At 42.0% G+C, this 25,392-nt stretch carries 21 protein-coding genes and 1 other RNA gene; 20 read left to right on the top strand and 2 right to left on the bottom strand.

From position 1 onward, the window contains the following. Window positions 1–12 precede the first annotated feature (12 nt). The 15 genes from IGI96_RS16725 (at window position 13) to IGI96_RS16655 (ending at window position 18,022) form a co-directional block, all read left to right on the top strand. Window positions 13–1,401, top strand: a complete 1,389-nt coding sequence (locus IGI96_RS16725) for a hypothetical protein (RefSeq protein WP_270288300.1) — start codon at window positions 13–15, stop codon at window positions 1,399–1,401. Window positions 1,402–1,710: 309 nt separating this feature from the next. Continuing rightward, window positions 1,711–2,589 (top strand): glucosaminidase domain-containing protein, encoded by an 879-nt coding sequence (locus IGI96_RS16720; RefSeq protein ID WP_438785382.1) that lies wholly within the window; start codon window positions 1,711–1,713, stop codon window positions 2,587–2,589. Window positions 2,590–2,787: 198 nt separating this feature from the next. Further along, a complete protein-coding gene (gene cysK, locus IGI96_RS16715; protein ID WP_005226159.1) occupies window positions 2,788–3,717 on the top strand; it encodes a cysteine synthase A in 930 nt (309 codons plus the stop codon). A gap of 169 nt (window positions 3,718–3,886) precedes the next feature. Next, entirely contained in the window at window positions 3,887–4,327 is a 441-nt protein-coding gene (locus IGI96_RS16710; protein ID WP_005226158.1) for a Fur family transcriptional regulator, read from the top strand. Then, on the top strand, window positions 4,324–4,710 hold the full coding sequence (locus IGI96_RS16705) for a RidA family protein (RefSeq protein WP_015509753.1): 387 nt from the start codon (window positions 4,324–4,326) through the stop codon (window positions 4,708–4,710). Before IGI96_RS16710 ends, IGI96_RS16705 begins: the two co-directional genes overlap by 4 nt. 111 nt (window positions 4,711–4,821) lie before the next feature. Beyond that, on the top strand, window positions 4,822–5,523 hold the full coding sequence (locus IGI96_RS16700; RefSeq protein WP_010748401.1) for a DnaD domain protein: 702 nt from the start codon (window positions 4,822–4,824) through the stop codon (window positions 5,521–5,523). Between the two features lie 24 nt (window positions 5,524–5,547). Continuing rightward, window positions 5,548–6,204, top strand: a complete 657-nt coding sequence (gene nth, locus IGI96_RS16695) for an endonuclease III (RefSeq protein WP_005226155.1) — start codon at window positions 5,548–5,550, stop codon at window positions 6,202–6,204. Window positions 6,205–6,800: 596 nt separating this feature from the next. Continuing rightward, window positions 6,801–7,175 (top strand): LPXTG cell wall anchor domain-containing protein, encoded by a 375-nt coding sequence (locus IGI96_RS16690; protein WP_010748400.1) that lies wholly within the window; start codon window positions 6,801–6,803, stop codon window positions 7,173–7,175. A gap of 14 nt (window positions 7,176–7,189) precedes the next feature. Beyond that, window positions 7,190–7,993, top strand: coding sequence for a WxL domain-containing protein (locus tag IGI96_RS16685; RefSeq protein WP_270288324.1), 804 nt, complete (start codon window positions 7,190–7,192; stop codon window positions 7,991–7,993). A gap of 40 nt (window positions 7,994–8,033) precedes the next feature. Continuing rightward, window positions 8,034–8,846, top strand: a complete 813-nt coding sequence (locus IGI96_RS16680; protein ID WP_010748398.1) for a WxL domain-containing protein — start codon at window positions 8,034–8,036, stop codon at window positions 8,844–8,846. A 79-nt stretch (window positions 8,847–8,925) separates the two neighbouring features. After that, window positions 8,926–13,041, top strand: coding sequence for a WxL protein host-binding domain-containing protein (locus tag IGI96_RS16675; protein ID WP_438785381.1), 4,116 nt, complete (start codon window positions 8,926–8,928; stop codon window positions 13,039–13,041). Between the two features lie 259 nt (window positions 13,042–13,300). Next, window positions 13,301–15,352 (top strand): glucosaminidase domain-containing protein, encoded by a 2,052-nt coding sequence (locus IGI96_RS16670; protein ID WP_270288296.1) that lies wholly within the window; start codon window positions 13,301–13,303, stop codon window positions 15,350–15,352. An 18-nt stretch (window positions 15,353–15,370) separates the two neighbouring features. Then, window positions 15,371–15,850: a signal peptidase I gene (lepB, locus tag IGI96_RS16665; protein ID WP_015509748.1), complete on the top strand. Its 480-nt coding sequence runs from the start codon at window positions 15,371–15,373 to the stop codon at window positions 15,848–15,850. Between the two features lie 121 nt (window positions 15,851–15,971). Further along, window positions 15,972–16,823: a hypothetical protein gene (locus IGI96_RS16660; RefSeq protein WP_375838838.1), complete on the top strand. Its 852-nt coding sequence runs from the start codon at window positions 15,972–15,974 to the stop codon at window positions 16,821–16,823. A gap of 2 nt (window positions 16,824–16,825) precedes the next feature. Beyond that, complete coding sequence (locus IGI96_RS16655) at window positions 16,826–18,022, top strand: hypothetical protein (RefSeq protein WP_270288290.1); 1,197 nt, start codon at window positions 16,826–16,828, stop codon at window positions 18,020–18,022. A gap of 79 nt (window positions 18,023–18,101) precedes the next feature. Here IGI96_RS16655 and IGI96_RS16650 read toward each other — a convergent pair whose 3' ends face one another. Both IGI96_RS16650 and recU read right to left on the bottom strand, forming a co-directional pair. After that, entirely contained in the window at window positions 18,102–20,423 is a 2,322-nt protein-coding gene (locus IGI96_RS16650) for a PBP1A family penicillin-binding protein (protein ID WP_176323957.1), read from the bottom strand. Between the two features lies 1 nt (window position 20,424). After that, entirely contained in the window at window positions 20,425–21,051 is a 627-nt protein-coding gene (gene recU / locus IGI96_RS16645) for a Holliday junction resolvase RecU (RefSeq protein WP_015509744.1), read from the bottom strand. 70 nt (window positions 21,052–21,121) lie between these two features. Here recU and IGI96_RS16640 point away from each other — a divergent pair, with 70 nt between their 5' ends. From IGI96_RS16640 to IGI96_RS16620, 5 genes are all read left to right on the top strand, one after another. Further along, window positions 21,122–21,667 carry a DUF1273 domain-containing protein gene (locus tag IGI96_RS16640; protein ID WP_086338722.1) on the top strand — a complete coding sequence of 182 codons (546 nt, stop codon included), beginning with the start codon at window positions 21,122–21,124 and terminating at the stop codon, window positions 21,665–21,667. Between the two features lie 71 nt (window positions 21,668–21,738). Further along, on the top strand, window positions 21,739–22,149 hold the full coding sequence (gene gpsB, locus IGI96_RS16635) for a cell division regulator GpsB (RefSeq protein WP_005226142.1): 411 nt from the start codon (window positions 21,739–21,741) through the stop codon (window positions 22,147–22,149). A gap of 24 nt (window positions 22,150–22,173) precedes the next feature. Further along, window positions 22,174–22,539: RNase P RNA component class B (gene rnpB, locus IGI96_RS16630), an RNA gene on the top strand. A gap of 66 nt (window positions 22,540–22,605) precedes the next feature. Then, a complete protein-coding gene (locus IGI96_RS16625; RefSeq protein WP_010748389.1) occupies window positions 22,606–23,769 on the top strand; it encodes a THUMP domain-containing class I SAM-dependent RNA methyltransferase in 1,164 nt (387 codons plus the stop codon). Continuing rightward, entirely contained in the window at window positions 23,766–25,280 is a 1,515-nt protein-coding gene (locus tag IGI96_RS16620; RefSeq protein ID WP_438785380.1) for a carboxypeptidase M32, read from the top strand. Before IGI96_RS16625 ends, IGI96_RS16620 begins: the two co-directional genes overlap by 4 nt. Window positions 25,281–25,392 lie beyond the last annotated feature (112 nt).

Here is a 25,392-nt window from a genome sequence, read left to right as displayed (position 1 = left end):
ATAGGAGGAAAAATGGAAATAAAAAAGAAACGATTGCGCAATAAAGTCGTGGTATTAGTGATCATCTTGCTGTTTACACCCAAAATCAGTCATGCTGAAACGAATAGTAATACAGAAAGAGACGGGCAAACGATTATAAACATGGAAGATAAACCGATCATCGAACTACTCAGTGAAGAGCCTGGTGCAGAATTAAATGTGCTCTTTTTTGAGATAATCTACGCAATAACCCCTACTACAGGTAGTTTTATTGATGAAGTGTTCGTGAAGGTCGATGGGGAATTCGATCGTTATCTTTTTCGAAGTATCACTTCATCAGTAATGATCGAACCCGGTCGAAAAATAGCTGACGCACGTTTATTTCTTCCAACTGAATCTGAAGCGCATCGATTTGAACTTGTAGCCATTGACAACACAGGAGCAATGGCGACCTATTCATTTGAAGAACCATTTTATATGAACGAATCTCCAGGCCTACCTGCACTGTTTTTGGAGGATATCACTACTTATGAGGCAGACGGCGTAAAAAAGGGTTTTGTGAACAATCGCATACACCTTGAAATCGACCGTGCTGCTCGCGATGAGCAGTTTCCCACATTGACTGAACAATTGTTGGATAGTCTCATCACACATGAAGCTCAACTTTTAGCTGGACCTGATCAAAATGATCGAGTAACAATTGAAGTAGCACCCTTTTCCTTTGAGGAATTTCATCAGATCCTCTTTGAAATCAGACAATTTTCTTCTGGGTTGATCAAAAGGGGAGCTTTGGAAGAAATTGATCCCACGACTGTTTCACTTGATCCTAGAGACGAAAAGCATGCAGCTCGGCCCATGACAATTACTTCAGATATGGTTCAGACAGGGTGGGTCCCTGGACTATTTTTGCGCAAATATCAAGCGAATCTGCTCAGGTTTAAGTTTACCCTGAGTGAGGATAATTATTTGCTGCACAAGTACTTTCCGTCCACTGATTTAGGACGATCATTGTTCTATCAACGGGCGGACGATGCCGTAAGGCAAATCGATGGAATCAGAGTAATCGATCCTCTGCCGATGTTTCCGTATATATGGGTAGAACTCGATGAAAATAGTCCCAATGAATTGATCGAAAAAGCCCAAAAAGTAATGAGAGAATCCGCGGATGTATTTGAAGAAGCAGAGATGGTCTTGATCAATGATTTTCTAAATGGCGAACCATTCTACGAAGAGGTGCATAGGCAAGTACCAGTTGTGATCAATGAGAATGGTACCGTAGGCGCGCTGTTTTCGGTAAAATGGATAGGGATCACACCGACTATGAAGTCAACTTACCGCACTATCATAAGTCTCCCCATAATTTACTTATGCTTCATTTTTTGTGTGTATCTTTGGAACCGAGTGCGTTTTCGTCCCAAATAGTTTTAGATTTTTCAGGAATCGACGGCGATCAACAAGGCAGGTTCAGAAAGGAGCTAAGAAAGCAAGGTGGTTGAAGGAAGCTGAGTTGTTACAAATTTGCTTTTTGATTATTTCTGAAACAGAAAAGAAGAAAGCGAAAAAACTTTTAAAAGCTTTTCATTTTGTTAAGAATTCTAAGAATGTTCGTTTAGTTTTTTAAAAGACTCTTTCCCGAGTGTAAAGTGAACATTGTTTGCACTGTTAGATGTTTTTCCGTATAATAGCTGTATTGATTTATTTGAAAAAACGTACAGTTACTGGAGGAAAAAAATGGGAAGTTATCAAACAAGAAGTGAAAGACATCATCAACCAAAGAAGACGATAAAAAGACCTACTAAAAAGGCGGTGGTCTCTTTGATGGGGGCAGGAATGATGTTAGCGCCAATGACGGTCACTTTCGTTCCTCAACAGGTACAAGCTGCTGAGAATCAATACGCGACGCAGGACATCTCAGGTTTTATTGAGCAAATTGGCTGGTCAGCACAAGATGTTGCTGCCAACAATGATCTCTATGCTTCTGTGATGATTGCTCAAGCGATTTTGGAAAGCGGCTATGGTTCTTCCGCGTTATCCAATGCACCCTATTACAATTTGTTTGGGGTCAAAGGCAGTTACAACGGACAAAGTGTCTATATGCCTACACAAGAGTATTTGAATGGTCAGTGGGTAGAGATGAATGAACCGTTTCGTCAATATAACTCTTACTGGGAATCGTTTCAGGATCATGCGAATGTCTTGCGCAGCACGAGTTTCGCGACAGGAACTGCTCATTACAGTGGTGTTTGGAAAAGCCAAACAACCTCATTTTATGATGCAACGAATTACTTGACGGGGCGCTATGCTACCGATTCAGGGTATGCACAAAAACTGAACTGGTTAATTGAAACGTATCAGCTCACACGCTTTGATACTGGGACAACGCAAAGTACCGCATGGACAAGTACAACGAGCACGACTAGCACCAGTACTACGCAAACTACAACGACGACTCAGGTAAACAGCGGATCTACAGCGCAGAGCTATCACGTTGCTTCAGGCGATACACTTTGGGATATCGCCAATAAATTTGGCACAACGGTCGACGCTCTAATGGCAACAAATGGGTTATCTAGTGAGGTCATTGTTGTTGGCCAAGAATTAATCGTTTAATTATCTGATACCGCCTTAAGAATGATTGCTCTAAATGGCATCATTCTTAAGTTTTTTTTGTAATGGAAAAACAAAATCAAGAAAGTGAATACAAACAAATATAAAAAAATAAGAAAAAAATTGAAATTGCTTACTTTTTATTCGCAACTCGGGGTTATTTTAGGTAGAATGGAAGAATAAGAACGGGAGGGATTTTCCATGACAAAAATCTATCAATCGGTCAATGAGTTAGTTGGGCATACGCCAATCGTCAAATTAAATCACATCGTAGAAGAAGGTTCTGCGGATGTGTATCTGAAATTAGAGTTCTTCAATCCTGGGGGAAGTGTCAAGGACAGAATTGCTTTAGCCATGATTGAAAAAGCAGAAAAAAATGGCTTGTTAAAAGCTGGTGATACCATCATCGAACCAACATCTGGGAATACTGGGATCGGCTTAGCCATGATCGGTACGGCAAAAGGCTATCGTGTCGTGCTGGTTATGCCAGAAACCATGAGTATTGAAAGACGTAAAATTGTTCAAGCTTATGGCGCAGAGTTGATTTTGACCCCTGGTTCTGAAGGAATCACTGGTTCTATCAATAAAGCAAAAGAATTAGCAGAACAAGACGGCTATTATATGCCATTACAATTTGAAAACCCAGCCAATCCAGAAGTCCATGAAAAAACGACAGGGAAAGAAATTGAGGATGCGTTTGAATCTAAAGGGTTAGACGCTTTTGTTGCTGGGATCGGCACAGGTGGCACGATCACTGGTGCGGGGAAGGAGTTGAAACGCGTCTATCCTAATTTGAAGATCGTGGGCGTTGAGCCTGCAGAATCAGCTATTTTGGGAGGTGGCAAACCTGGTCCCCATAAGATCCAAGGGATCGGCACGGGATTTGTTCCTAAAGTACTAGACACTGAGATTTATGATCAGGTGATTGCCATCGCTAGTGAAGATGCCATGGAAACTGCGCGTCAAGTTGGGATGAAAGAAGGAATCTTAGTAGGGATTTCTTCTGGTGCAGCGATCAAAGCGGCATTAGAGGTTGCTAAGGACTTAGGAAAAGGCAAAAAAGTCTTAGCGATCGTACCAGATAATGGTGAACGCTATTTGTCTACGGCACTGTATCAGTTTGAAGACTAGCAAAGAGGGAGAAAGCAGGCATTCGTTTGTCTGCTTTTCTTTCTCGAAAAACTGAGGGAAGACGGGCTGGGAAAATGCGCTATTCCTTTGAAAAAAACAAGGAAAGCTGTTTGAATTTTTAGGTTTTACATAGTATGATAGGTAGGATAAGAGAAATGGAGGAACTCCTGTGAGTACGATCTACGATGAAGCGATCAAACGATTAAAACATGAAAATATTCGTATTACACCGCAGCGAGTAGCGATATTAGAATTTTTAGCCAGTCACGATGCCCATCCGACCGCTGAAGAGATTTATCGGGCGATCGAAGTTCATTTTCCTGGTATAAGTGTCGCAACGGTATACAATAACTTACGTTTGTTCACAGAAATTGGCTTTGTAAAAGAAATGAATTATGGAGATGCCTCCAGTCGTTTTGATTTTACAACGGAGCCTCATTATCATGCTATCTGCCAAAAGTGTGGAAAGATCGCTGATTTTTACTATCCAGGATTGGAAGATGTCGAAATGGCAGCTTCGAAATTAACTGGGTATCAAATAAATAACCATCGACTAGAAGTTTATGGTCTATGTCCCGAATGCCAAGTGAAAGAGGAGGAAACAAAATGAAGATAATTTCTACAGATCAAGCACCACAAGCAATCGGTCCTTATGTTCAAGCAAAAATCGCAAACGGCTTTTTGTTTGCTTCTGGTCAAGTGCCATTAGATCCTGTTTCGGGGGAAGTTGTCGGTACGACGATTGAAGTACAGACTCAGCAAGTATTGAAAAATATCAACGCGATTCTTGAAGCGGCGGAACTTACGCCAGATGATATCGTTAAGACGACATGTTTTTTAAAAAATATGAATGATTTCGTTCCTTTCAATAATACGTATAGCACATTGTTCAATGAAGCGTTACCTGCACGTTCTGCTGTCGAAGTTGCTCGCTTACCAAAAGATGTTTTGGTTGAAGTTGAGATCATCGCAGCAGTCAAAGAAAAAGCGTAACCAACAAAGAATCGTGGGACGTCCGCATTTGCGTCGTCCCCTTTTTATTGATTCGATCCTGATAGGAAGAATCTTAATGTTTCAAGTGAGCCAAGGAGAAGAGGATGTAGTATGGTTTCATTAAAGGAATATTTGGCAAAAGGGCAAACGACGATTTCAAATTTGCTTTTAGAGAATTACCATCATCTTGGTTTGACGAATGATGAATTTTTGTTATGGCTACAACTGTATCGCAGCCATGAGCAAGGCAATGATTTTCCAGATTTACGTGAGATCGCCTCGGTGATGGGCAGCGACCAAAAAGAGATCTATCATTGGTTGAATCAATTGCTGAAAAAAGATGTGCTGCGAATGGGTTCAAAAAAAGACGACGCAGGAAAAATGGTGGATTATTATGATTTCACTGGCATTTATGAGCGACTCGAGTTTCTTTTGCAGCAGCAATCCAAAAAGGAAGTCGCTGAAACAAATGAAGAGAAGATACGCGAGTTGTATCGCTTATTTGAAGGAGAATTTGGTCGCCCCTTATCGGCGATCGAATACCAACGGATCGGGCAGTGGTTGGATGAGGACCACTATGATCCCGAGCTGGTCCAGTTTGCTTTGCGCGAAGCGGTCTTGAATCAAGCGTATAGTTTAAACTATATCGATCGTATTTTGCTTTCGTGGGAACGCAAGAATATTACCTCAAAAGCGCAAGTAGAAGAAGAGCAAAAAAGAAGAAAAAAACAGTTTCTTCAAAATGAAACCACGCCACAAGAAGATGGCCCAATGCCCAAAATCCCTATGCATAATTGGTTAGAAGGAGAGTAAGATACAAGGAGTTTAATTCGTCCAATGATCAGTAAAGAAAAAACAATGACTGCGATAGAAATAATGTATGAGATGTTTCCTGAAGCACATGGAGAACTAGTGTCAAAAAATGCCTTTGAATTGCTGATTGCTGTCATTCTAAGCGCACAGGCAACGGACGTGTCAGTCAATAAAGTGACACCGGCACTTTTTGAAGCATATCCAACGCCGCAGGCTCTCAGCGAGGCGCCGTTAGAAGACATTATTGAAAAAATCAAATCGATTGGCCTCTATCGAAACAAAGCGAAAAATATCAAAGCTTGTGCCTCTGAATTGTTGCTGCGTTTTGGAGGCGAAGTGCCTCAAACCAGAGAAGACTTAATTTCTTTACCAGGTGTCGGCAGAAAAACAGCGAACGTCGTTCTTGGCGATGCATTTGGCATTCCAGCAATCGCTGTCGATACGCATGTCGAACGGGTATCAAAAAGGCTGCGCATCTGTAAACTAGACGCCAACGTATTAGAAGTCGAACAAACATTGATGAAAAAGATTCCAGATACGTTGTGGGTCAAAACGCATCACACGTTAATTTTCTTTGGTCGTTATCATTGCACAGCACGGGCACCTAAGTGTGAGGTTTGTCCATTGTTGACAATGTGCCAAGAAGGAAAACTTCGGATGAAGGGGAAGAAAACCATTTAATGGTGAACATAAACCAAAAGTAACTAGGATCAAGACGCTAAGCGAAATCGCTTAGCGTTTTTTTTTGCACAAATTGATAAAAAAAACAGGTAATTAACGTAATACCCTTTATTAAAGCCCTTCCAAGCAACTGGAAAAACATAAGCTTACCGAATTTTTTTGATTACACCACTCAAAATCAGGTGTTTTTTCACAAAGAGATCGTGTGAGGGGTGATGCTCGATGCGAAATGAACCTTCCGATACGCCTTTTTTTGAAACTATTTGTAAGCTTAGTATGATGGGTTTTTTTCGCACAATTTTCATCCTTTCTTTTTATAAAACTGCTTATATTTAGTCAATAAAACGTAAAATTAATAAGAAAATTCACCTATTGGTGAAAAATAGTATTTCAAATCTGTGAAAATCATCAGTATAGTGAACTTTGTCAAAGGTTATAAGTCTTTCTCTGCTATTTTACGAATGACAGAAAAAGCGTTGCACAGTTCAAATGATTCTGTAACGATCTCAAAATCATTTTTTGTTAACGGGTCTTAGACAAACGCAGTTTTGAAAAGATCACTTATAAGATGTGGCAAGTATAGAGGAGGAGGGAGAATGAAAGGAGAAAAGGTATGGAAATTAGTTCGTATGGTTCTGTTTTGCACTCTTTTTTATGGGATAACTATTTCTACGGCAGCGGTGAATGCTCAGGAAGTGCAGTCGGTTGAAACAGAAAGCTCTGTGCTTTTTACCGGTGTTTATGAGCCTATTGGGCAACCCGAACCAGCACCGCCAGCAGGCCCTACAGAGAATATCTCGCCACCAAACGAGGTAGCAAAACCAGGTGGTATTTTACCAAAGACCAACGAGACAAGAACTTACGGCGTAATCTTACTTGGATTACTGCTCGTACTGGTTGTATTGTATGTGCAATATACCAAACATCGATCAAAATTTATGATGGTTAAAAAGAAAAGACAAATAATTTGAAAGCAGGGATGAATTTGAAATTCGTAACATTTGCATCGGCAGCTGTTTTAGCTGCAACTTTATTTACTATTAGCGCGCAAGCCTTCGCTACTGAAAGTGTAACAAACCATGATACAGAAGGGAAAGTTCTCTTTGTACCAAACGATAGCGAAGCAACAGTGGTTCAACCACCAAATCCTGGTCCTAATGGTCCAGATGTAGAGATCGATCCAGTCGGCCCGGAAGGACAAACGGGACCATTGACGATTGCTTACGCACCTACGCTTAATTTCGGTGAGCAAGTGATTTCTAATACCGATCAAGAATATAAGCTAGTGGCTGAATTACACAAGCTAAAAGATGCGGAAGATAGTGAAGAAAGAGTTCCTTATGTTTCTTTTGCCCAAGTCCAAGATACGCGTGGGACAAATGCTGGGTGGGATTTAAAAGTTTCCTTAAGTGCTTTTGAATCAGGAACACAAAATAATGAACTGACTGGAGCAAGAATTCGTTTTAATTCGCCAAAATTGGAATATAACGGAAGCAACCAAGAAAATGAACCACAAATTCATGCGGATGGATTGATTTTAGATGCTACAAATAGTGAGCGTTCGGTTCTGACCGCTGCTCAAACAAAAGGTGCTGGTGTATCGTCAGTCGTTTGGGGCGATCAGGAAGAAATCAATCGACAAGTGGAAGCAGGCGCAGAGGTTGTTGAAAATGCTGGAATCGAGTTACTTGTTCCTGGATCAACAGCGAAAGACGCTGCTCTTTATGAAGCAACCCTTACTTGGACATTGGCTGCAACAGCTGGACCGGACGGAGAAACGGTTCAATAACTTGGTTTTGTACTGAATAAAAAGAAAGAAGGAACTAGAAATGAAAAAGATTCGTTTAGCTACGGTCGCTGTATTATCCACCACTTTACTAGCAGGAGGCGTTCAAGCCTTTGCCCAATCTTCATTAGAAACGACTACCGATAACGTTGTAGGGTTTACCTCAGACGGAAGCGATCTAACAGTGGTACAACCGCCAGTCGTGCACCCAGAAGTAGAAACGATCGAACCAACACCGCCAGGACAAACGGGTCCATTTACCATTGCTTATGCACCACAAACATTCGATTTTGGTCAGAATGCTATTTCTACCAGTGATCGTTGGTATTCAATCGTTGCTGATGAGCGTAATTTGGCTGATCAATCAGGTACGACACCGTATGTATCGTTTGCCCAAGTGCAAGATACCCGAGGAACGCATGCTGGTTGGACATTAAATGTTAGTCTAACTGATTTTACTTCTGAATCAGGGGATGTCTTGACTGGGGCAAAAATCAAGTTGGCAAACCCTGAGATCGTGTTCAACAAAGGCGAGGGTGATCCAGACTTACAGCCAAGTGCCGTTATCAATAATGAAGAACAAAATGCGTTGATCTTAGATGTCAACGATCAAGACATTCCTGTCATGCGTGCTTCGGTCGGTCAAGGCGCGGGCGCTTCATCGATTTACTGGGGAGATCAAGAAAAATTGACGGAACAAAATCTTAATAAACAAGAAGGCGAAATTATCAGAAATGATGATATTCAACTATTTGTACCAGGTTCTACCACGCAGCTAGCAACTAACTATACTGCGGAAATGACATGGACGCTAACTGCTTCTGTTGATAGTGGCGGCGAAACAGTAAATCCGTAAGAAGGATCATAGCTTGCAACAAGAAACAACTGGCAGGAATAGTAAATTATTCCTGCCTTTTTTGGAAGGAGAACCACTTTTGACTGAACAACGTATGAGAATGAAATGGATAAAAACGGTTACCTATGCGGTCATCCTATTATCATTCTTTTTTTCACCAAGATTGAGCTATGCTCAGACAGAATCAGAATTAAACTTCTATGTGACGCCTATCTTACCGGAAAGTCAGCTGGAAGGAGGGGCATTGGGGTATTTCGATTTAAATCTTGGGGCAGGAGAACGTGATGAATTGGCTTTAGAGATCGAAAATGGTTCTGATCAAGCGATCGAAATAGAAATTTCTGCCCATACGGCATTTACGAATGTGAATGGTGTTGTGGAATATGGTAGGGATGCAGAATCCCCTGATCCGACTTTACCTGCATCAATTGATGAACTGGTAGAGGTGCCTGAAACCGTATCGTTCGATCCATTAGAAAAACGAATCATTTCTTTACCGATTACGATGCCAGAAGAGGAATTTAAAGGGGTTTTGGCAGGTGGCATTCGAATCAAAGAGGTTATTTCGGAAGAGGAGCAAACACAATCTGCTGAACAAGGATTAGGTATTCGGAATGCATTTTCCTATGTCATTGGTGTGGTAGTAAGCAACAATCGGTCCGCAACGGATCCGGGATTGGAACTGCTTGATGTTTTTGCCGATCAAGTAAACTACCGAAACGTATTTAGTGCTGTTATCCAAAATTATACTTCAACATTTGTCAATCAATTGGAAGTAACAGCTGAAATTCGATCTGTTGGCAGTGAGACAATTTTATATGAAACAAGTCAATCAGCGATGCAAATGGCTCCTAATTCACATATGCATTTCCCAATTCCCTTGAATGGCGATCGTTTTCGTAATGGGGAGTATGTATTGAATCTTACTGCGCGGTCAGGAGAGGAAGAGTGGTCTTGGGAACAGACATTTAGCGTAGAGGCAGAAGATGCTCGCCGCTTAAATGAACTCGATGTCACTGTAGATACGTCACTCAATTGGTGGATGATCGCCACGGCTGGTCTAATCAGCTTGTTTCTATTGCTTGCGATCATCCTAATTGTTCGTCAGAAAAAAATGCAAAGGAAGGTGGGAAAAGTTGAAATGAAGAATACCCCACACAAGGTAATAATTGCGATCATTATTGGATTGCTAAGTGTGCAAACTTTTTTTCCAAGTCTGAGCAGTTTACTATTGCCAGAAATCCACGCCATCGATCACACGATTGAACCATTGGACGAAACGCATAACATGTCCTTGCTTGATAAAGCAACACAACCGATCCAAACAAAAGAATTTGACATCCATACCCCTTTTTTTCAGTTTCCAGTTAGTGTGATTGAAGGTGTCGTGGATCAACCGATCGATGTTTTCGTCGTATCAAGCCAACCGTTAGATGAGATTACGCTGGTTGTAGCGAAAGAAGCAGCGATCGCGGAAGAAGAATTTGCTGCAGAAGTGAAGAGTAAAAAGCTGTCTGAAGAAGAACAGGAATGGACGCTTACCTTTGATGAAGAGCCAATGGAGTTCGAGATTCCTATCGTCTTTAATAAAATAGGCGATTATCAACTGGTTATAGGTGAAGCGGAACTAACGATCGAAGTACAGGCAGAAGATGACGAGGAAGAGGACTCGGATGATGATGCAGATAATGAAACGATCGAGACAGAAGTCTCACCATCAGAGACGCCGCAGGAAGGGGAACGAACCACGCAACCTTCCAATGACGCGAACCTAAACGAGAATCAGCAAGACACAGAAGCTGATCAAGCAGAAGCGATTGCCCAATTGACAGAACCGGTCACACCGTTAAACGAAATCAGTCATCGGGATGTTTCCAACTGGCAAGAATTTATGGCGGCAATCGTGAACAAAGATGTAAATTATATCAATATCGTAAACGACTTTGAATCTCCGGATAATCCTACTCAAGGAGTTTCTGGAGTGGCTGTGGGAAGTGCAACTTCCAACCCAACAAATGGATTAGCCTATATTTGGACCAATGCTTCTGGAATTTCAAGAACGCTTGTGATCGAAGGCAATGGGTATCAAATCGACTTTAGAGCTGTTGCTGTCGGATTTTATGATAGTACCGTCAATAGTGCAACGCCGTGGGACATCACGTACCAAAATATCGATATCGTTCATGGCAACTATTATGGCTTCATGAATTTTACGAATATGAGCATTCCACAACAGAATCTATCCAGAATGCGCTACCATAATTTGACCAATGCGGGAAATCAATTGATTCACTCGCACGCAACACCTGTCGTTATGTCTGGCGAGGTAACATCGCATCAATCACCGACGTATACGTCCCGATCAGGACGAGTACAAACGATCAACGCAACGAATCAGGTAAATATGGAAATAACCCAATTAGAAGTTCTCGATAACGCAGTAGTTGACATGTCAACGATTAATGCGGGAAATATTTATTTGTACTATGCAACGGGTCGAATGATTATTGGCGATGATGTGAAAATGACCTTGCGAACAGCTGGCACAGGAGGAGAAGCCTATGGGGCAAATATTTACATTCAAAATGGTCGGATCGATATCGGTAATCGATCAGAGCTTCATTTGAATGCTCGAGCCAACTCCCCCGCAATCAGTATGTATGCTAGCGGCGCCCACTTTGAAATGTCTGAGGATAGCAAAGTGGTAATCAAAGCTGACGGACGTACCACAAGCCTCAATGGATGGGGCTATAACATTATCTACATGGGTGCTGGAAGCACGATGCTTATTGGAAATAAAAGCAGTGTCGAAATTGATGCAGTGAATCAAGGGACCACCACATCCGGAGTGATCCATGTAGCCGGTGCCGCCACATTTATTGTTGCTAAAGAAGGAATCTTGGATATTAAGTCAGACGGAACCAATCCCTCTCATTCCTTGATGACATTTTTGAGCTCGGCCTCAACCTTCACTTTTGCGGATGCACAACGCATCAATTTAGAGAAAACAAGGGCGGTTACCGGAAATGCAGCAAATAGCAGCCTTATTTCGATCTCCGGCAGCGGTGGGCTATTAGATGTGGATATTCAAGCAGCGAAACAATGGCGGCACGGAAACTTGACGGAGGAACCAGACTTCAGTTGGAGTCCAATCTTCAACTTAAAAGTGAATTTTGCCTCTACCTTGTCATCGATTTCGAATGTTTCTTCCATCTCTCAAGAGATCGTTGATCATTTTCGCGCGAATTTTACCACAAGAGCACAACGTATCCTATTTGAATATATTCCAGATGTCGAGGTTCATTTAGAACCATTAACGGAAGACCCGGCACTGGAAGGCTCAAGAATCATTAGGGGAAAAGCCACACCTTATAGTGTGATTCGTTTTGACGGAGATCCAGCGATTCCCGCACCGCAACTGCAATCACCCTCTTTTGATGATAACAGCTTGTTCCATCTTCAAGCAGATGCCAATGGTGATTTCAGCTTGACCTTAGCCGAGGGGGATCGGTTTACAAAACATAATACGGTGACGGCTTACGCTTTCTTAAATGGAAAATTTGATACAGCTGAAACAGTTGTTCAAGAGATTGCCACAATGAATCCACGAGATCCGATCGCGCCAGATATTGAAGTAAATCCAGAAAATAAACCGGATATACCAGAACATTTAGGGTTTATCAGTATCGATTTCATCTCCCAGTATAGCTTTGGAGATGTATCAATAAGTGCAGATACCAAACAGTACAAGGCATTGCCGCAACGTCTTAGCAGTGCAGATGGCTCAGTAACTGAGGAACGGCCAAATTACGTGCAGATTTCTGACCGTCGCGCTCAATTTACCGGCTGGGAACTAAACGCGACATTATCCGCTGCAGGATTTCGTAATGATCGAGGAGAAGAACTTCGGGGTGCACGAATTATTTTAGAAAATGCAGTTATGCTGACGAATGCTGCCAATTCAGCAATTCCTCCCACTTATAGTGAATCAATGATCCTTGATCCTGGGGTACCCGCTTTGATCGCTGAAGCAGATGCAAATGAAGGAAGCGGTACCTGGATTCAGCGCTACGGGGATATGGGGACGATGGGGGATAGTGTCAAACTTGAAGTACCCATTGGATCAAATCCGCGTAACATGACCTACCAAGCAACGATTGAATGGGAGTTAAGTTTTGTCCCATCTACCGAATGATCAATGCTCAATCTTATCAAATGGAAGCTGTTGACGCCTATGACAGCTTCCATTCTTGATAGGAAGATAGTGAGTAAATCGCTTGAAAAGCAGTGGGTTTTACCGTTTTTTTGCGGTAGATCACGCTTGCTTCCTAATAACCGCGAAGAGATAGAGTTCACCTAAACTCGTGCAATAACTATTCAAGCAGCTTTGAATCAGTTCGTCAGGTTTTGTTCAAAACCAATGATGCCAGCTGAAACAAGAGAAAGGAAACTGTATGAAGAGTAAAAAAAAGAAGTCATATCTGACAGTATTCAGTGCTGGGATTTTAGCAAGCCAACTTTTTGTTTCTCCCGTATTGCTGGCGAAAGAAAGCCCTCAGCCTGATAACTATTCAGAAAATACAAATGTCGAACAGCAACTTGATGACCAAGATTCATCGGCAGCAGAAGACCAAGAAAGTCAAGAAGACGTCAGCAAAGAGCAAACGGAGGACTCGACCGAGTTATCCTCCGAATCAAATGAACCGCTTGTGGATTCAGAAACAGCAGATCCCGTTGTAGAATCTCTTGATTCGTCTGAAGAATCAGACTCAACACAAACGACCGAGTCAGCGGAAACGACCGAACTAGAGGAATTAGAGTCCACGGAACCTTCCGAGGAAGAGGAAAAACTAGATGCTGAAACGGACGATCTAGAAGTAGAAACAGAGAACAAGCCAAAAGAGACCGACTTGATTGATGAGTCATTGGCACCAAAAGAAAATGAAATTTCAACTGAGAGCAACGAAAATACTGAAAATGCAAAAAAAGAGGAGCCGAAAACACCTCCGATTATTGCACCTGAGCAAGTAATAAACCCTGTCGTTCAATCACCAGATGCTACTTCTCACTTGAAAAATTCTTTTTATGATGGACGTACCATTGATTTACCAGAGAGTTTTCGGGCAGCGAAGATCGCAGATTCGAATCTGTTAGATTTCACCTTGCCGATATTAGCTGATTATGATGCCCAATGGCAAGCGGCATTGGTTTACGAGATCATCGGGCAAATTGGTGAACTAGAAGAACCATCGACAATGGACGAATGGATCAATGAACGGATCAAAGCGGTTATAGAAGGAAAAGCTAGCTGGATAGAAAAAGAACAGCAGGTTGAACAATTACAACCGGGGGATCTTTTATATGACGAAAATAAGTTAATTGGTATCTACCTCGCAGATGGTTACCAAGCAAGTTTAGTGACAAATCAAGAAGAGCCAACGAAAACTGCCATCGAAGTTCAGCGGGCTTCAATCGAAGAGCCGCTATCGATCAGACGGCTATCAAATCCTGAATTGGCTACATATGGCGAAAAGCTAGTTACTGAATATCCAGCCCCTTACGAATTTACAGTGAATCAAAAGACCCAGACGTTTATTGAAACATTGGCACAAGAAGCCCAAAGCTTAGGGCAAGAATACGATGTCTTTGCTTCTGTATTAATCGCGCAAGCGATCCTTGAAAGCGGCAGTGGCGACAGCGGGCTTTCCAGCAGTCCCCATTATAACCTTTTTGGGATCAAAGGCAGTTATCAAGGAAGCAGCGTGACTTTACCAACAATGGAAGATAAAGGCAACGGAGAACTATTCCAAATTCAAGCAGCCTTTCGTTCCTATTCAAGTTATCGAGATTCGATGGCAGATTATGTCAAATTGATTCGCGGAGGAATCACTGGAAATCCAACCTTTTATCAAGACGTGTGGCGCTCTGAATCAAAAAACTATCTTCGGGCAGCAGATGCTTTGACGGGCACTTATGCGACCGATGTTAATTATAGTAAAAAAATCAATTCACTGATTGCGGTCTATGGATTGACGCAATATGACCAAGTGATCGCAACAGAAACAGGCTTGTTTATCCAAGGAAAAGAACAAATTCCAGAAGAGTATCGCTCCCTCATGACATTCCCAGAATACAACGGTCATGACTACAATCTTTCTGGTTCGTATCCTGTTGGACAATGTACTTGGTATGTGTTCAATCGGGTGAGTCAATTAGGCGGTCAAGTAGATGACTACATGGGAAATGGTGGTCAATGGGGCAATACCGGACGACGTTTAGGTTACAACGTCAGTCAAACGCCTAAAGCAGGCAGTATGATCTCTTTTGCACCTGGAACAGCTGGATCTGATCCTCGTTATGGTCATGTCGCTTTTGTTGAAGCCGTTGGTCCAAATGGTATTTTGGTTTCAGAAGGAAATGTCTATGGTGGAACCACAATCTCTTATCGCGTGATCAGCAATGAATTGGCGCACTCATCAAGTGTTTCATATATTATGCCAAAATAAGGATGGAGGGCTGGCAATATGAGTAAAAGGCATAGACAAATAGGTCTTCCTATCAGCGGTATCTTTTTGATGGTCCTTTTGCTTATTGCGTTTCTTCAGCCGTATCGACTGGCGTTAGTCAGAGGAACGTCCATGCTGCCGACGATCGAGGATCGACAAGTTGTGCTGATTCATAAAAAGCGTCAGCCAAATCGCTATCAGCTGATCGCTTTCGAACAGGAAGGAAAATTTTTGATCAAGAGAGTGATTGGTGTGCCGGGGGATTCCTTCGTTCGTACACAGGAGCGGTTGTTGATTGGGGCGGAGGATACTGACTTTGATTTTTCATTTATGATCACTGTGAAGGATGAAGCCGTTGAGGCGTTGCCGATTCGGGGGTACCTCAAAGAAGATGAGTACTTTGTCGTTGGCGATGCACTGCTCACTTCAAGTGATAGTAGAGAATTTGGAATCATTTCAAGTAAAACCTTTTATGGTGTGGTGACCACGTTCTTCTGAAACATCAGCTTTTTGAAAGGAAGTTTGCGATGATTCATTTCTTGCAACATATCAACGAGACTAAGTTTGTATCAAAATGGATGAATAAAACGAATTTTAGTTTTGATGGAAGGAAGAGACTGTGATTTTTATCTATATTGGGATGATACTGCTTGCCATTGGAGCAGGTAGTATCATCGGTTGGCGATTGTATCGAGAATATTTATTAAGAAAAGTTGAAAAGCAGCTGTCGTCAGATGCTTTATCCAAAAGGAAACTGCGTTTATTTAAGCACAACCTGCGCAGTGGGCACCTGCTAATTTTATTGGGCTGCAGTAGTGCCATAATCGTAAGTGTCTTGCTACTAACAGTTTTTCAGCTGACAGGCGGCATTCATTTGCAAAAGCTGCAAGAAGAAACCAGTCAATTGAAAGAGGAAGTCTTCGCGCTAAGAACTGAACAAACGGAATGGATGCGTATGCCGATTTTTGCATATCCTGAGAACAGCTTTTCTTTTGAAGCGATTGATTGGGAGCATTTACTCGTCTCCAATGATCGTGAAGCACAGTTTGCAGCTGAATATGAGTTGGCCTATCAGTTATCACCATATCTAGGTCGCACTGTAGCGATGATTTTTGTTGATCAGCCTTTGCAAGAAATCTCGATTGTTCTATCTAGCAAATTACCATCAATTGATGACTTAAACGGATGGGAAGAGAATTTTTCTCGTCTACTCCATGATATGCAGAACGTTCCCCTGATCACCCAAGGAACCTTCTCTGTCCAATTTTCCAAGGATTCTGATCAGTCCTTTGAGCAGACGATCATTCGTGACGAGAATGGGGTCTGGACCCTTTTAGAACGCAGATTCCCAAACACTGATGCTCAAGAAGTAGACAACAACGAGAGGAGCGAGAGCATATCGTCTACTCCTCAAACGGATCAAAGTGAAACGATCAATACAAATGAACAAAAAGGCAGTGTGAAAAATTAATGATGAAAAAGAAAAACAAAGGTTGGTTTTCTGCCCAAAAGCTAATGGATGAAGTGAATCAATTATCCATAGAAGAGCTGAATGAATTTGAGGAGACAAATCAAGAAGAGGGAATCGTTGAGGATCAAGGGTCCGCAAAGGCTACCCCTGAAAAAAATGAGGACGAGACCAATCGACCAGCAGACAATGAACTCCCTAAAACCCAGAAAGAAGCAGTAAAACCTGTCGCACAAACTTTCGCAAAACCGATTTCTCACCAAAGAGTGGCTGGAGATCAGCAGATAGAGCAAAGTGTCAAAAAGATAGCAGTGCAGCAAAAGTCCTCTGGCAACCGTGATAGCTACGCCAAGGATAGTCAACTCGTTGAAGATAAAGGAGAACGTATGGAGAAAGAATTGAGTACAAACCAGACAAATAAGCAAGAGTCAAAAGAACAAGAAAAGGATCATATGATTGAAAATTTATCTTTTGAAATCAAAGAATTGATTTTAGAAAATGAGCAACTACAGGAAGAAAAAAATCAGTTAAAAAAACAGCAGAAGGTAGTGGCTCAACAAGAAGCAGAGGCAAAAGAATTAAAAGCTTCGCTAGTAGAAGCGAATAAGAAAGTCAAAGACCTAGAAGAGCAGCTTGCAAAAGAAGATACAGAAAAACTTGAAGTAAAAATCCAGCAATTAGAAGCCAAGTTAGCTGTTCAGCAAGAAAAAGAGCAACAAGAGAAACAAACTTACGAAAAGGAACGCGCTGAATGGACCTTGAAGCGGCAAGAAATCCAGCAGCTGCAAGAGGTAATTGCTGATTTGAAACAGCAATTGGCAGAAAAAGAAGAGCTTGCTGCAAATGTATCAGCTAGCGAATCAAATGAAGAAGTCGCAGAGCTTCAGGCGACAATCGAAGCATTAAGGGAAGAAAATGCAGCCCTACAAATCGAAAACGAGCAGTTCCAAACAGAAATCAGTGAGGTCTTAGTCTTTGCTAGAAGAAAAGCGAATCGCACAATTCAGGAAGCGAAAATCGAATCTGAACGAATGATCCGTACAACAGAAATGCGGATCGATGGGATTCATGATCGTGCCAAAGAGATTCTTTTTGAAGTGAACGAGACGAAAGAAAATGTGATTCACTTGTTTGACGATCTGCATAATCAAGTTCATCAGCTTTCCGATAAAAAATTGCTGTTTGAAGAGCTTGAAAAGTAAGCTTCTACATTTATATGGCAGTTAGTTATAAAAAAACAGTAGATCAGATTTTGATCTACTGTTTTTTTGCGATTCTCCATTATTCGACACTACCATCGTTTGGTTCCGGCGGGTCCGGTGGTGAGGAAGGATTATCCTCACTGCTGGAAGGTGTTGTTGAACCGGGATCCTGACTAGAAGCAGGAGGCGTAACGACCGATGATGAATCATCCTCATCAGGTGTTGTCACTGGTGGTGTTACTTCGCTTGATGATTCTATTGTACTTGATGGTGTTGATTCGCTACTTTCTGTAGAAGGTGTCGTTGGTTCAACGTAGGAACTGCTGCTGGACGAACTTGGTGCTGAATAGCTTGGTTGGGTGTACGTCCCTTCAAGATAAAGCTCTCTTCCGATCCGTGTCAATCCGTCAGGCATTGTCCAGTCCGTGTTTTCTACAGAAGCAGAAACATAGCGCATCAATTCACGATAGACATCTGAAGCCACATGGGTACTACTATCAGTGATCGGTGTCATTTTGTCGTTGTAGCCTGTCCAAACCGCCAATGAGTAGGAGGGAGTATAGCCGGCAAAGGTAATATCAGGGTAGGCACCATTCGATGTATCCAGTTGTGCTAACTGGTCATCGGTGTAGTTGGACGTTCCCGTTTTCCCTGCTTGGTACAAACCATCGATTTGCGCGTTGGTTCCAGTTCCGACAGAAATAACATCTTTCAAGATATCGGTCACCATGTAAGCTGTCGTATCATCCATTGCTTCTTGACCAGAAACTTTAAAGGATTCTTCGTCTTCTGTACCATCTTGCATGACGATTTTATTGACGTACTGTGGTTCATAATAGGTGCCACCATTTGAAAACGCAGCATAAGCAGCGGCCATTTTCAGACTGGAGATCCCATACTTTGTGCCATCCAATTTATCCGTATTGCTGGAAATCGCATTGGATTGGGTGATCGTATCATATTCGATTCCTAAACCACTGAGAAAGTCTGCGATATTGTCCGCGCCGACTTCATCAAACAGCTTCACTGCCGGCACATTTCTAGACTCTGCTAGAGCGGTCCGCAAGGTGATATTGCCCATATATTGGCGATCCCAGTTGTAAACAGGAATATTCGTCCCTTTATACGTGTAAGGTTCATCTAAAATCATTCTACCCGTGGAATCTTGTAGAAATTGAAAGGCAGGGCCATAGTCTGTGATTGGTTTGACGGTCGAACCAAAGTCTCGTGCGACATTGACAGCCAGGTTATTTGCTAGAACATCATCAACATTACGGGCACCGATCTGAGCGGTCACCTTGCCTGTGTTAACATCAACTAAGGTAGCGGCAACTTGCATCTTGTCATCTGGGTAATCAACGTAGTCGTCACTGTTGACGATGTCATATAATCGTTTTTGTGCATCGATATCGACATTAGTATAAATATCTAAGCCGTCAGTATACACATCTTTCCCAGTTTTTTCTTTGACTTCAGCGATCACTTCGTTAAAGTAGTTGTCAAAGTATTTCCACTCTTGGTTTTCACGGGGATTGTCTTGCAAGCCTTCTTGAATATCCTCGGCAACGGCCGCATCATATTCCGCTTGCGTGATTTTTTCATTTTCCAGCATCGCACCTAAAACAACATCTCGCCGACTTTTCGCATTATCAGGATGCGAAAATGGGTCAAAAGCTGAAGGGGCATTTGGTAAACCGGCAATCAAAGCGGTTTGCGCAAGGTCTAGTTCAGCTAACGGCTTGCCGTAAAACTTCATTGCGGCCGTTTGCATCCCATATACACCATTGGACATATATACTTTATTGATGTAGTAAGTGAGGATCTCTTGTTTTGATTTCATTTGTTCAAGACGAACCGCCATCCATGCTTCTTGTGCTTTTCGACGTAATGTTTGGTCTTCAGCGCTGGTAGAAAAGAAGGACAGCTTGATCAATTGCTGTGTCAACGTACTTCCGCCTTGCATACCGCCGGTTGTGGCATTGGATAATGCGGAACCGACGATCCGAATCGGATCGACTCCAATATGCTGGTAGAAGCGGCGATCTTCGACAGAGACGATCGCGTCTTCCAGCAGTTGAGGAATCTCACTTGCTGTAATTTTTTCTCTGGTTTCACTACCGAATTCAGTGATCAATTCGCCATTTGACGCATAGAAACGAGAAGAAACCGTTGAATCCAAACGTGTTTCATCAAGTGCAGGCGCATCTTTGGCATACCACCAGAATAGCCCCATCCCGGATAGAATCCCGATACAGCCTAAGAAAAACAGCCCCATAAATACTTTTAAAAGAATACTCCCAATGCTTCGTTTGCCTTTTGCCTTAGGAGGCTTTGGTGCTTTTTTAGCTGTACCTTTTTTAGAATCATGCCGAGAGGTCCTCGATTGTGATCCATTTGCCATACTAATCATTCTCCTTCATCGTTAAAAATTGATCAACTGCTTTTAAATAGGGAATACGCGGCGCAATTGAAGGGATGATTTCAATCCCATTCGTTTCAATATAGGCCAGTGTCATTGATTTTTTTCCCGTTTCTTTTTGCAGGTGCCATTGAGAAACTAAGCACTTGCTATCGAGAAAAAAGCAGCGTTGTAGACTAGAAAACCATAAAAGAACAAAACATAAACCCGCTTGTTCCAAACAGTCTTCCATGTGCTTGATTTGGTGTGGATGAAAATTTTTAAAGGGAAATGACGTTTTGTTTTGAGTCTCTTTCGCTTCAAAGTCGATATATTGCCCTTGATAAACCCCATTGTAATCGGTGGTGGATGCCTCACGGAAATAGGCTTCTTTGATTACGGCGGCGCTTCTTCTTGGATAATCTACTTTCACGATTTGAATTGGTGTCGGTTTCTTATGAATGACAGCAAGTTTCCGATTCAAATAATAAAGGTTGCTTTCATTGATCGCTTCTTCAAAACGCATCCCACGATTGGCATACGTTTTTGGCTTTATTAGTTTCTCTTGCATTTTTTGTTTTTTGCCGTCATCATAGGTAGTAGATTGTCCATTCGGGTAACGAATAACCATGTTGTTCACACTCCTAGGCAACATTATACCAAAAAGTCGTTTGGAAAGAAAAGAGATGACCAGAGAAACAATGAAAACCTTATACTTTACTGGCTATCGTAATTATGAATTAGGTGTCTTTCAAGCAAAAGATCCCAAGATTGCAGTTATTAAGAAAGTAATAATGTCGACTTTGACCAATTATGTCGAAGAAGGGTTAGAATGGCTCTTGATCAGCGGGAATCTTGGCGCGGAGCTGTGGTGTGCCGAAGCCGTTGAAAAATTAAAACAAACATACCCAGAACTGAAACTAGGAATTATTTTTCCTTTTGAAGGGTTTGGTGAAAATTGGAACGAAACAAATCAGCAGGCACTGCAAACAGCGAAGTCATTTGCCGATTATGTCAATGCCACCAGCCATAAGCCTTACCAAGACCCCAGTCAATTAAGAAATCACACGGCATTTTTACTGGAGCATACCGAAGGCGCACTTGTGTTATATGATGACGAATTTCCAGGAAAACCTAATTATTTCTTAAGAGATGCCAAAGCTTATAGTGAGCAAAATCCCTACTTTATTCATCAAATAACAATGGATGACCTACAAAACGCAACATTTGATAGTAATTTACTTTGATTTTCGTATATTTTTTGATAGAATGGTCTAGAAAGTGAAAACCATTTGGAATAAACAATGAGGTGTAAATAATGGCAAATTTAATTTATAGTCCAAAAGATATTCTGCAACAAGAATTCAAAACAAAAATGCGTGGGTATGATCCAGTTGAAGTGGACGAGTTTTTAGATAATATCATTAAAGACTACGAAAGCTACAACAAAGAAATCTTAGCCCTGCAAGAAGAAAATGATCGTCTGACAGCGAAAATCGATCAATTGTCGAAAAACCAAGCGATCGCATCTCGTGTTCAACAAGAAGCGCCGAAAAGCCAAACCGTTACAAACTTTGATATTTTGAAACGGTTGTCTAATCTTGAAAAAGAAGTGTTTGGCAAAAAGCTTGATCGTGAATCAGAACCTGTCACTCGTTCTTCTTCCTACAACAGTAACTATACAAATGCTGATTTTGAAGATGACAACGAAAAAACCCGTCAATTCTAATCTACTGTAGAAAAGATAGTTGTGGTTTTCGGGTAATTGCGGCATAACTCGATTATGCTGAGGAAAGTCCATGCTCGCACAAGCTGAGATGCTTGTAGTGTTCGTGCCTAGCGAAACCATAAGCTAGGGTACTTGAGAAAGTAACGGCAGGAAAAATGGCTAAGGTGTAAGCTATGCCAAAGTATCCTTGAAAGTGCCACAGTGACGAAGCAAGGCGGGAAACCGTCTTGGTGGAACGCGGTAAACCCCTCGAGCGAGCAACCCAAACAATGGTAGGGGCACTTTTTGCACGGAAATGAACGGAGCAAGAAGGCAAGTAATTGCAGATAGATAATTACCCAGTGTTTTCTTCTCCCTGAGGAAAATACGGACAAAACATGGCTTATAGAAAATCACAACCTATCAGGGAATCCTTCCAGCAACGGAAGGTTTTTTTATACCAAGAAGGAGAGCGTTATGACTGAAAAAACATTTAATTGTATTGCCACCGCTGCGAGCGGTTTAGAAGCACTAGTGGGCAAAGAATTACGGGATTTAGGGATCGAGTGTGAGGTTGAAAACGGCCGAGCGCGTTTTAAAGGGACGATGGAGACCATTGCTACCGCGAACTTGTGGCTCCGTACAGCGGACCGTATCAAAATCGTCGTCGGGGAATTTGACGTATTGACTTTCGATCAGCTGTTTGAAGAAGTTAAAGCGTTACCGTGGGAAGACTTTTTACCTTTAGACGCTGAATTTCCAGTAGCTGGTAAATCAATCAAATCAAAATTGTATAGTGTACCTGATTGTCAAGCGATTACCAAAAAAGCAATCGTCAATCGTTTAAGAGAAGTATACCATCGTCCAGCAAGTGTGCCGCTGACTGAAACGGGCGCTTTTTTCCAATTAGAAGTCGCTTTATTAAAAGACCATGCGATGATCACATTGGATACGACTGGCCCTAGTTTGTTTAAACGTGGCTATCGTTTAGAAAAAGGAGGCGCGCCGCTGAAAGAAAACATGGCTGCGGCTTTAGTGATGCTGACAAATTGGTACAAAGACAAGCCGTTTGTCGATCCCGTTTGTGGATCAGGCACGTTGTGCATTGAAGCAGCGTTGATCGGTCACAATATCGCCCCTGGCTTTAATCGGGAATTTGTTTGCGAAACGTGGGATTGGTTCCCAGCAGAAGTATTTGAAAAAGTACGGAAAGAAGCAGATGAAGCAGCAGATTATGATGTCGAATTAGATATTACCGGTTCGGATATCAATGGTCGAATGATTGAGATCGCCCGCAGAAATGCGGAAGAAATCGGTCTAGGAGACTCGATCACCTTCAAACAACAAGCCGTTAAAGACTTTAAAACAGAAAAAGAGTATGGTGTCGTTGTGGCTAACCCTCCTTATGGCGAACGCTTAGGAGAAGAAGCGTCCGTTCAGCGACTGTATCAGGAAATGGGCCAAGTGTTTCGGCCGCTTAAAACCTGGAGCAAGTACTTTTTGACCAGTGACTTGACTTTTGAGACCCATTACGGCGAAAAAGCGACAAAAAAACGCAAATTATACAACGGTGCGATTCGTACCGATCTCTTCCAATACTGGGGACAACGTCCGCCACGCAAAAAGGAGTCTGCTGAATGAAAGAACAAGAATTTCTGAAAGAATTAAAAGAAATCGATCTATTGCAACAAGCAATGGGGATCTTAGGCTGGGATAATCAAACAGGGATGCCAGAAAAAGCCAGTGATTACCGTGCGGAAGTTGACAGCTATTTATATGGTCTATACTTTGATAAAAAAGTGGGGGAACCAATCCAAGAAGCCATCAACTATTTCGGGAAACACCCAGATGAATTATCAGAAGTAGGGAAAGTTGCGTATCAATTAGTCAAAGAAGAATATGAATTGCAAAAAGATGTGCCGAATGAGTTAGCGATGGCGGCTTCCGCAGCTACGTCAAAAGCACATACTGCTTGGCTCAAAGCCCGTAAAGAAAAAGATTTTTCTTTATTTAAAGACGCTCTTTCTGAAAACATTCGCTTGACGAAAGAATTGATTCCTTATTGGAAGAAAAATGAGCTGACGAACTATGACGTCTTGTTAAACCAATACGAGCCGAATATGACGGTTGAGATCTTGGATAACGTATTCTCACAAGTGAGAGACGGTATCATGGATATTCGTCGTCAATTGGCTGAAAAAGGAACAGCGCCAGACACTTCGATCCTTTCACGTAAGATGACCGAAGCGCAACAACGTAAATTTATCTCAAAAGTGATCGCCGACTTAGGCTATGACTTTTCTCGCGGCCGTTTGGATAATACGGTCCACCCATTCGCTACGGGGATCAACCACAATGATGTACGGTTGACCACACGCTGGAGCGAAACTGACTTTTCGATGGGACTGTTCGGTGTGATTCATGAAGCTGGTCACGGGATGTACGAGCAAAACATCGATGAGAAATACGAAGGCACGCCTGTTCATGAAGGGGCGTCCATGGGAATCCACGAATCCCAATCGCTGTTTAATGAAATCATTATCGGCAGCAACCGCAATTTCTGGGCAAAGCAATACCCATTTTTCCAAGAATGTGCGGAAGGCACGTTTGATGATGTGTCTTTTGACACTTTCTATGACTCCTTAAAGCACTCAAAAGCTAGCTTGATCCGTATTGAAGCTGATAGTCTGACATATGTCATCCATATCATTATTCGTTACGAGATCGAAAAAATGATCTTTAACGAAACCGTATCGATCGATGAACTGCCAAAAATCTGGAATAACAAATACGAGGAATATTTAGGGATTCGTCCAGAAAATGACTTGGAAGGGATCTTACAAGACGTTCATTGGTCAGGTTCAAGCTTCGGGTATTTCCCATCCTATGCTCTAGGATATATGTATGCAGCACAATTACTCCACGCCATGGAAAAAGAAATCAATGTCGATGAAGTGTTGGCTTCGGATGATTATTCACCGATTCGTAAATGGCTGACTGAAAATATTCATCAATATGGCGCATCCAAGAAACCAAATGAATTGATTTTAGATGCAACGGAGGAATTATTGAATCCTCAATATCTATTAGACTATTTACGCAAGATCTATTTTAGTGTCTATAAAATCAGCGAGACGCAAGATTTCGCTTAAAAGTAACGAGTGGAAAGAAGCTTCGCAAGACGTTGCCGCCCCAATTATTTCATGGGGTGCTCGTCTTGTTGAACTTCTTTTCCTTTTGTATCAATCACCATCGAAAAAAGAA

Origin of the sequence: Enterococcus sp. DIV0421 (assembly GCF_051713745.1) — a bacterium.
GTDB classification, from domain to species: Bacteria; Bacillota; Bacilli; order Lactobacillales; family Enterococcaceae; genus Enterococcus_D; species Enterococcus_D casseliflavus.
The sequence above is the reverse complement of the archived record's forward strand: the minus strand, read 5'-3'. Positions and strand labels throughout refer to the sequence as shown.

Coding starts and splice junctions, on each gene's coding strand:
- IGI96_RS16725 (WP_270288300.1), top strand. CDS start 13: ATGGAAATAAAAAAGAAACGATTGCGCAATAAAGTCGTGGTATTAGTG.
- IGI96_RS16720 (WP_438785382.1), top strand. CDS start 1,711: ATGGGAAGTTATCAAACAAGAAGTGAAAGACATCATCAACCAAAGAAG.
- cysK (WP_005226159.1), top strand. CDS start 2,788: ATGACAAAAATCTATCAATCGGTCAATGAGTTAGTTGGGCATACGCCA.
- IGI96_RS16705 (WP_015509753.1), top strand. CDS start 4,324: ATGAAGATAATTTCTACAGATCAAGCACCACAAGCAATCGGTCCTTAT.
- IGI96_RS16700 (WP_010748401.1), top strand. CDS start 4,822: ATGGTTTCATTAAAGGAATATTTGGCAAAAGGGCAAACGACGATTTCA.
- nth (WP_005226155.1), top strand. CDS start 5,548: ATGATCAGTAAAGAAAAAACAATGACTGCGATAGAAATAATGTATGAG.
- IGI96_RS16690 (WP_010748400.1), top strand. CDS start 6,801: ATGAAAGGAGAAAAGGTATGGAAATTAGTTCGTATGGTTCTGTTTTGC.
- IGI96_RS16680 (WP_010748398.1), top strand. CDS start 8,034: ATGAAAAAGATTCGTTTAGCTACGGTCGCTGTATTATCCACCACTTTA.
- IGI96_RS16670 (WP_270288296.1), top strand. CDS start 13,301: ATGAAGAGTAAAAAAAAGAAGTCATATCTGACAGTATTCAGTGCTGGG.
- lepB (WP_015509748.1), top strand. CDS start 15,371: ATGAGTAAAAGGCATAGACAAATAGGTCTTCCTATCAGCGGTATCTTT.
- IGI96_RS16655 (WP_270288290.1), top strand. CDS start 16,826: ATGAAAAAGAAAAACAAAGGTTGGTTTTCTGCCCAAAAGCTAATGGAT.
- IGI96_RS16650 (WP_176323957.1), bottom strand. CDS start 20,423: ATGGCAAATGGATCACAATCGAGGACCTCTCGGCATGATTCTAAAAAA.
- recU (WP_015509744.1), bottom strand. CDS start 21,051: ATGGTTATTCGTTACCCGAATGGACAATCTACTACCTATGATGACGGC.
- IGI96_RS16640 (WP_086338722.1), top strand. CDS start 21,122: ATGAAAACCTTATACTTTACTGGCTATCGTAATTATGAATTAGGTGTC.
- gpsB (WP_005226142.1), top strand. CDS start 21,739: ATGGCAAATTTAATTTATAGTCCAAAAGATATTCTGCAACAAGAATTC.
- IGI96_RS16625 (WP_010748389.1), top strand. CDS start 22,606: ATGACTGAAAAAACATTTAATTGTATTGCCACCGCTGCGAGCGGTTTA.
- IGI96_RS16620 (WP_438785380.1), top strand. CDS start 23,766: ATGAAAGAACAAGAATTTCTGAAAGAATTAAAAGAAATCGATCTATTG.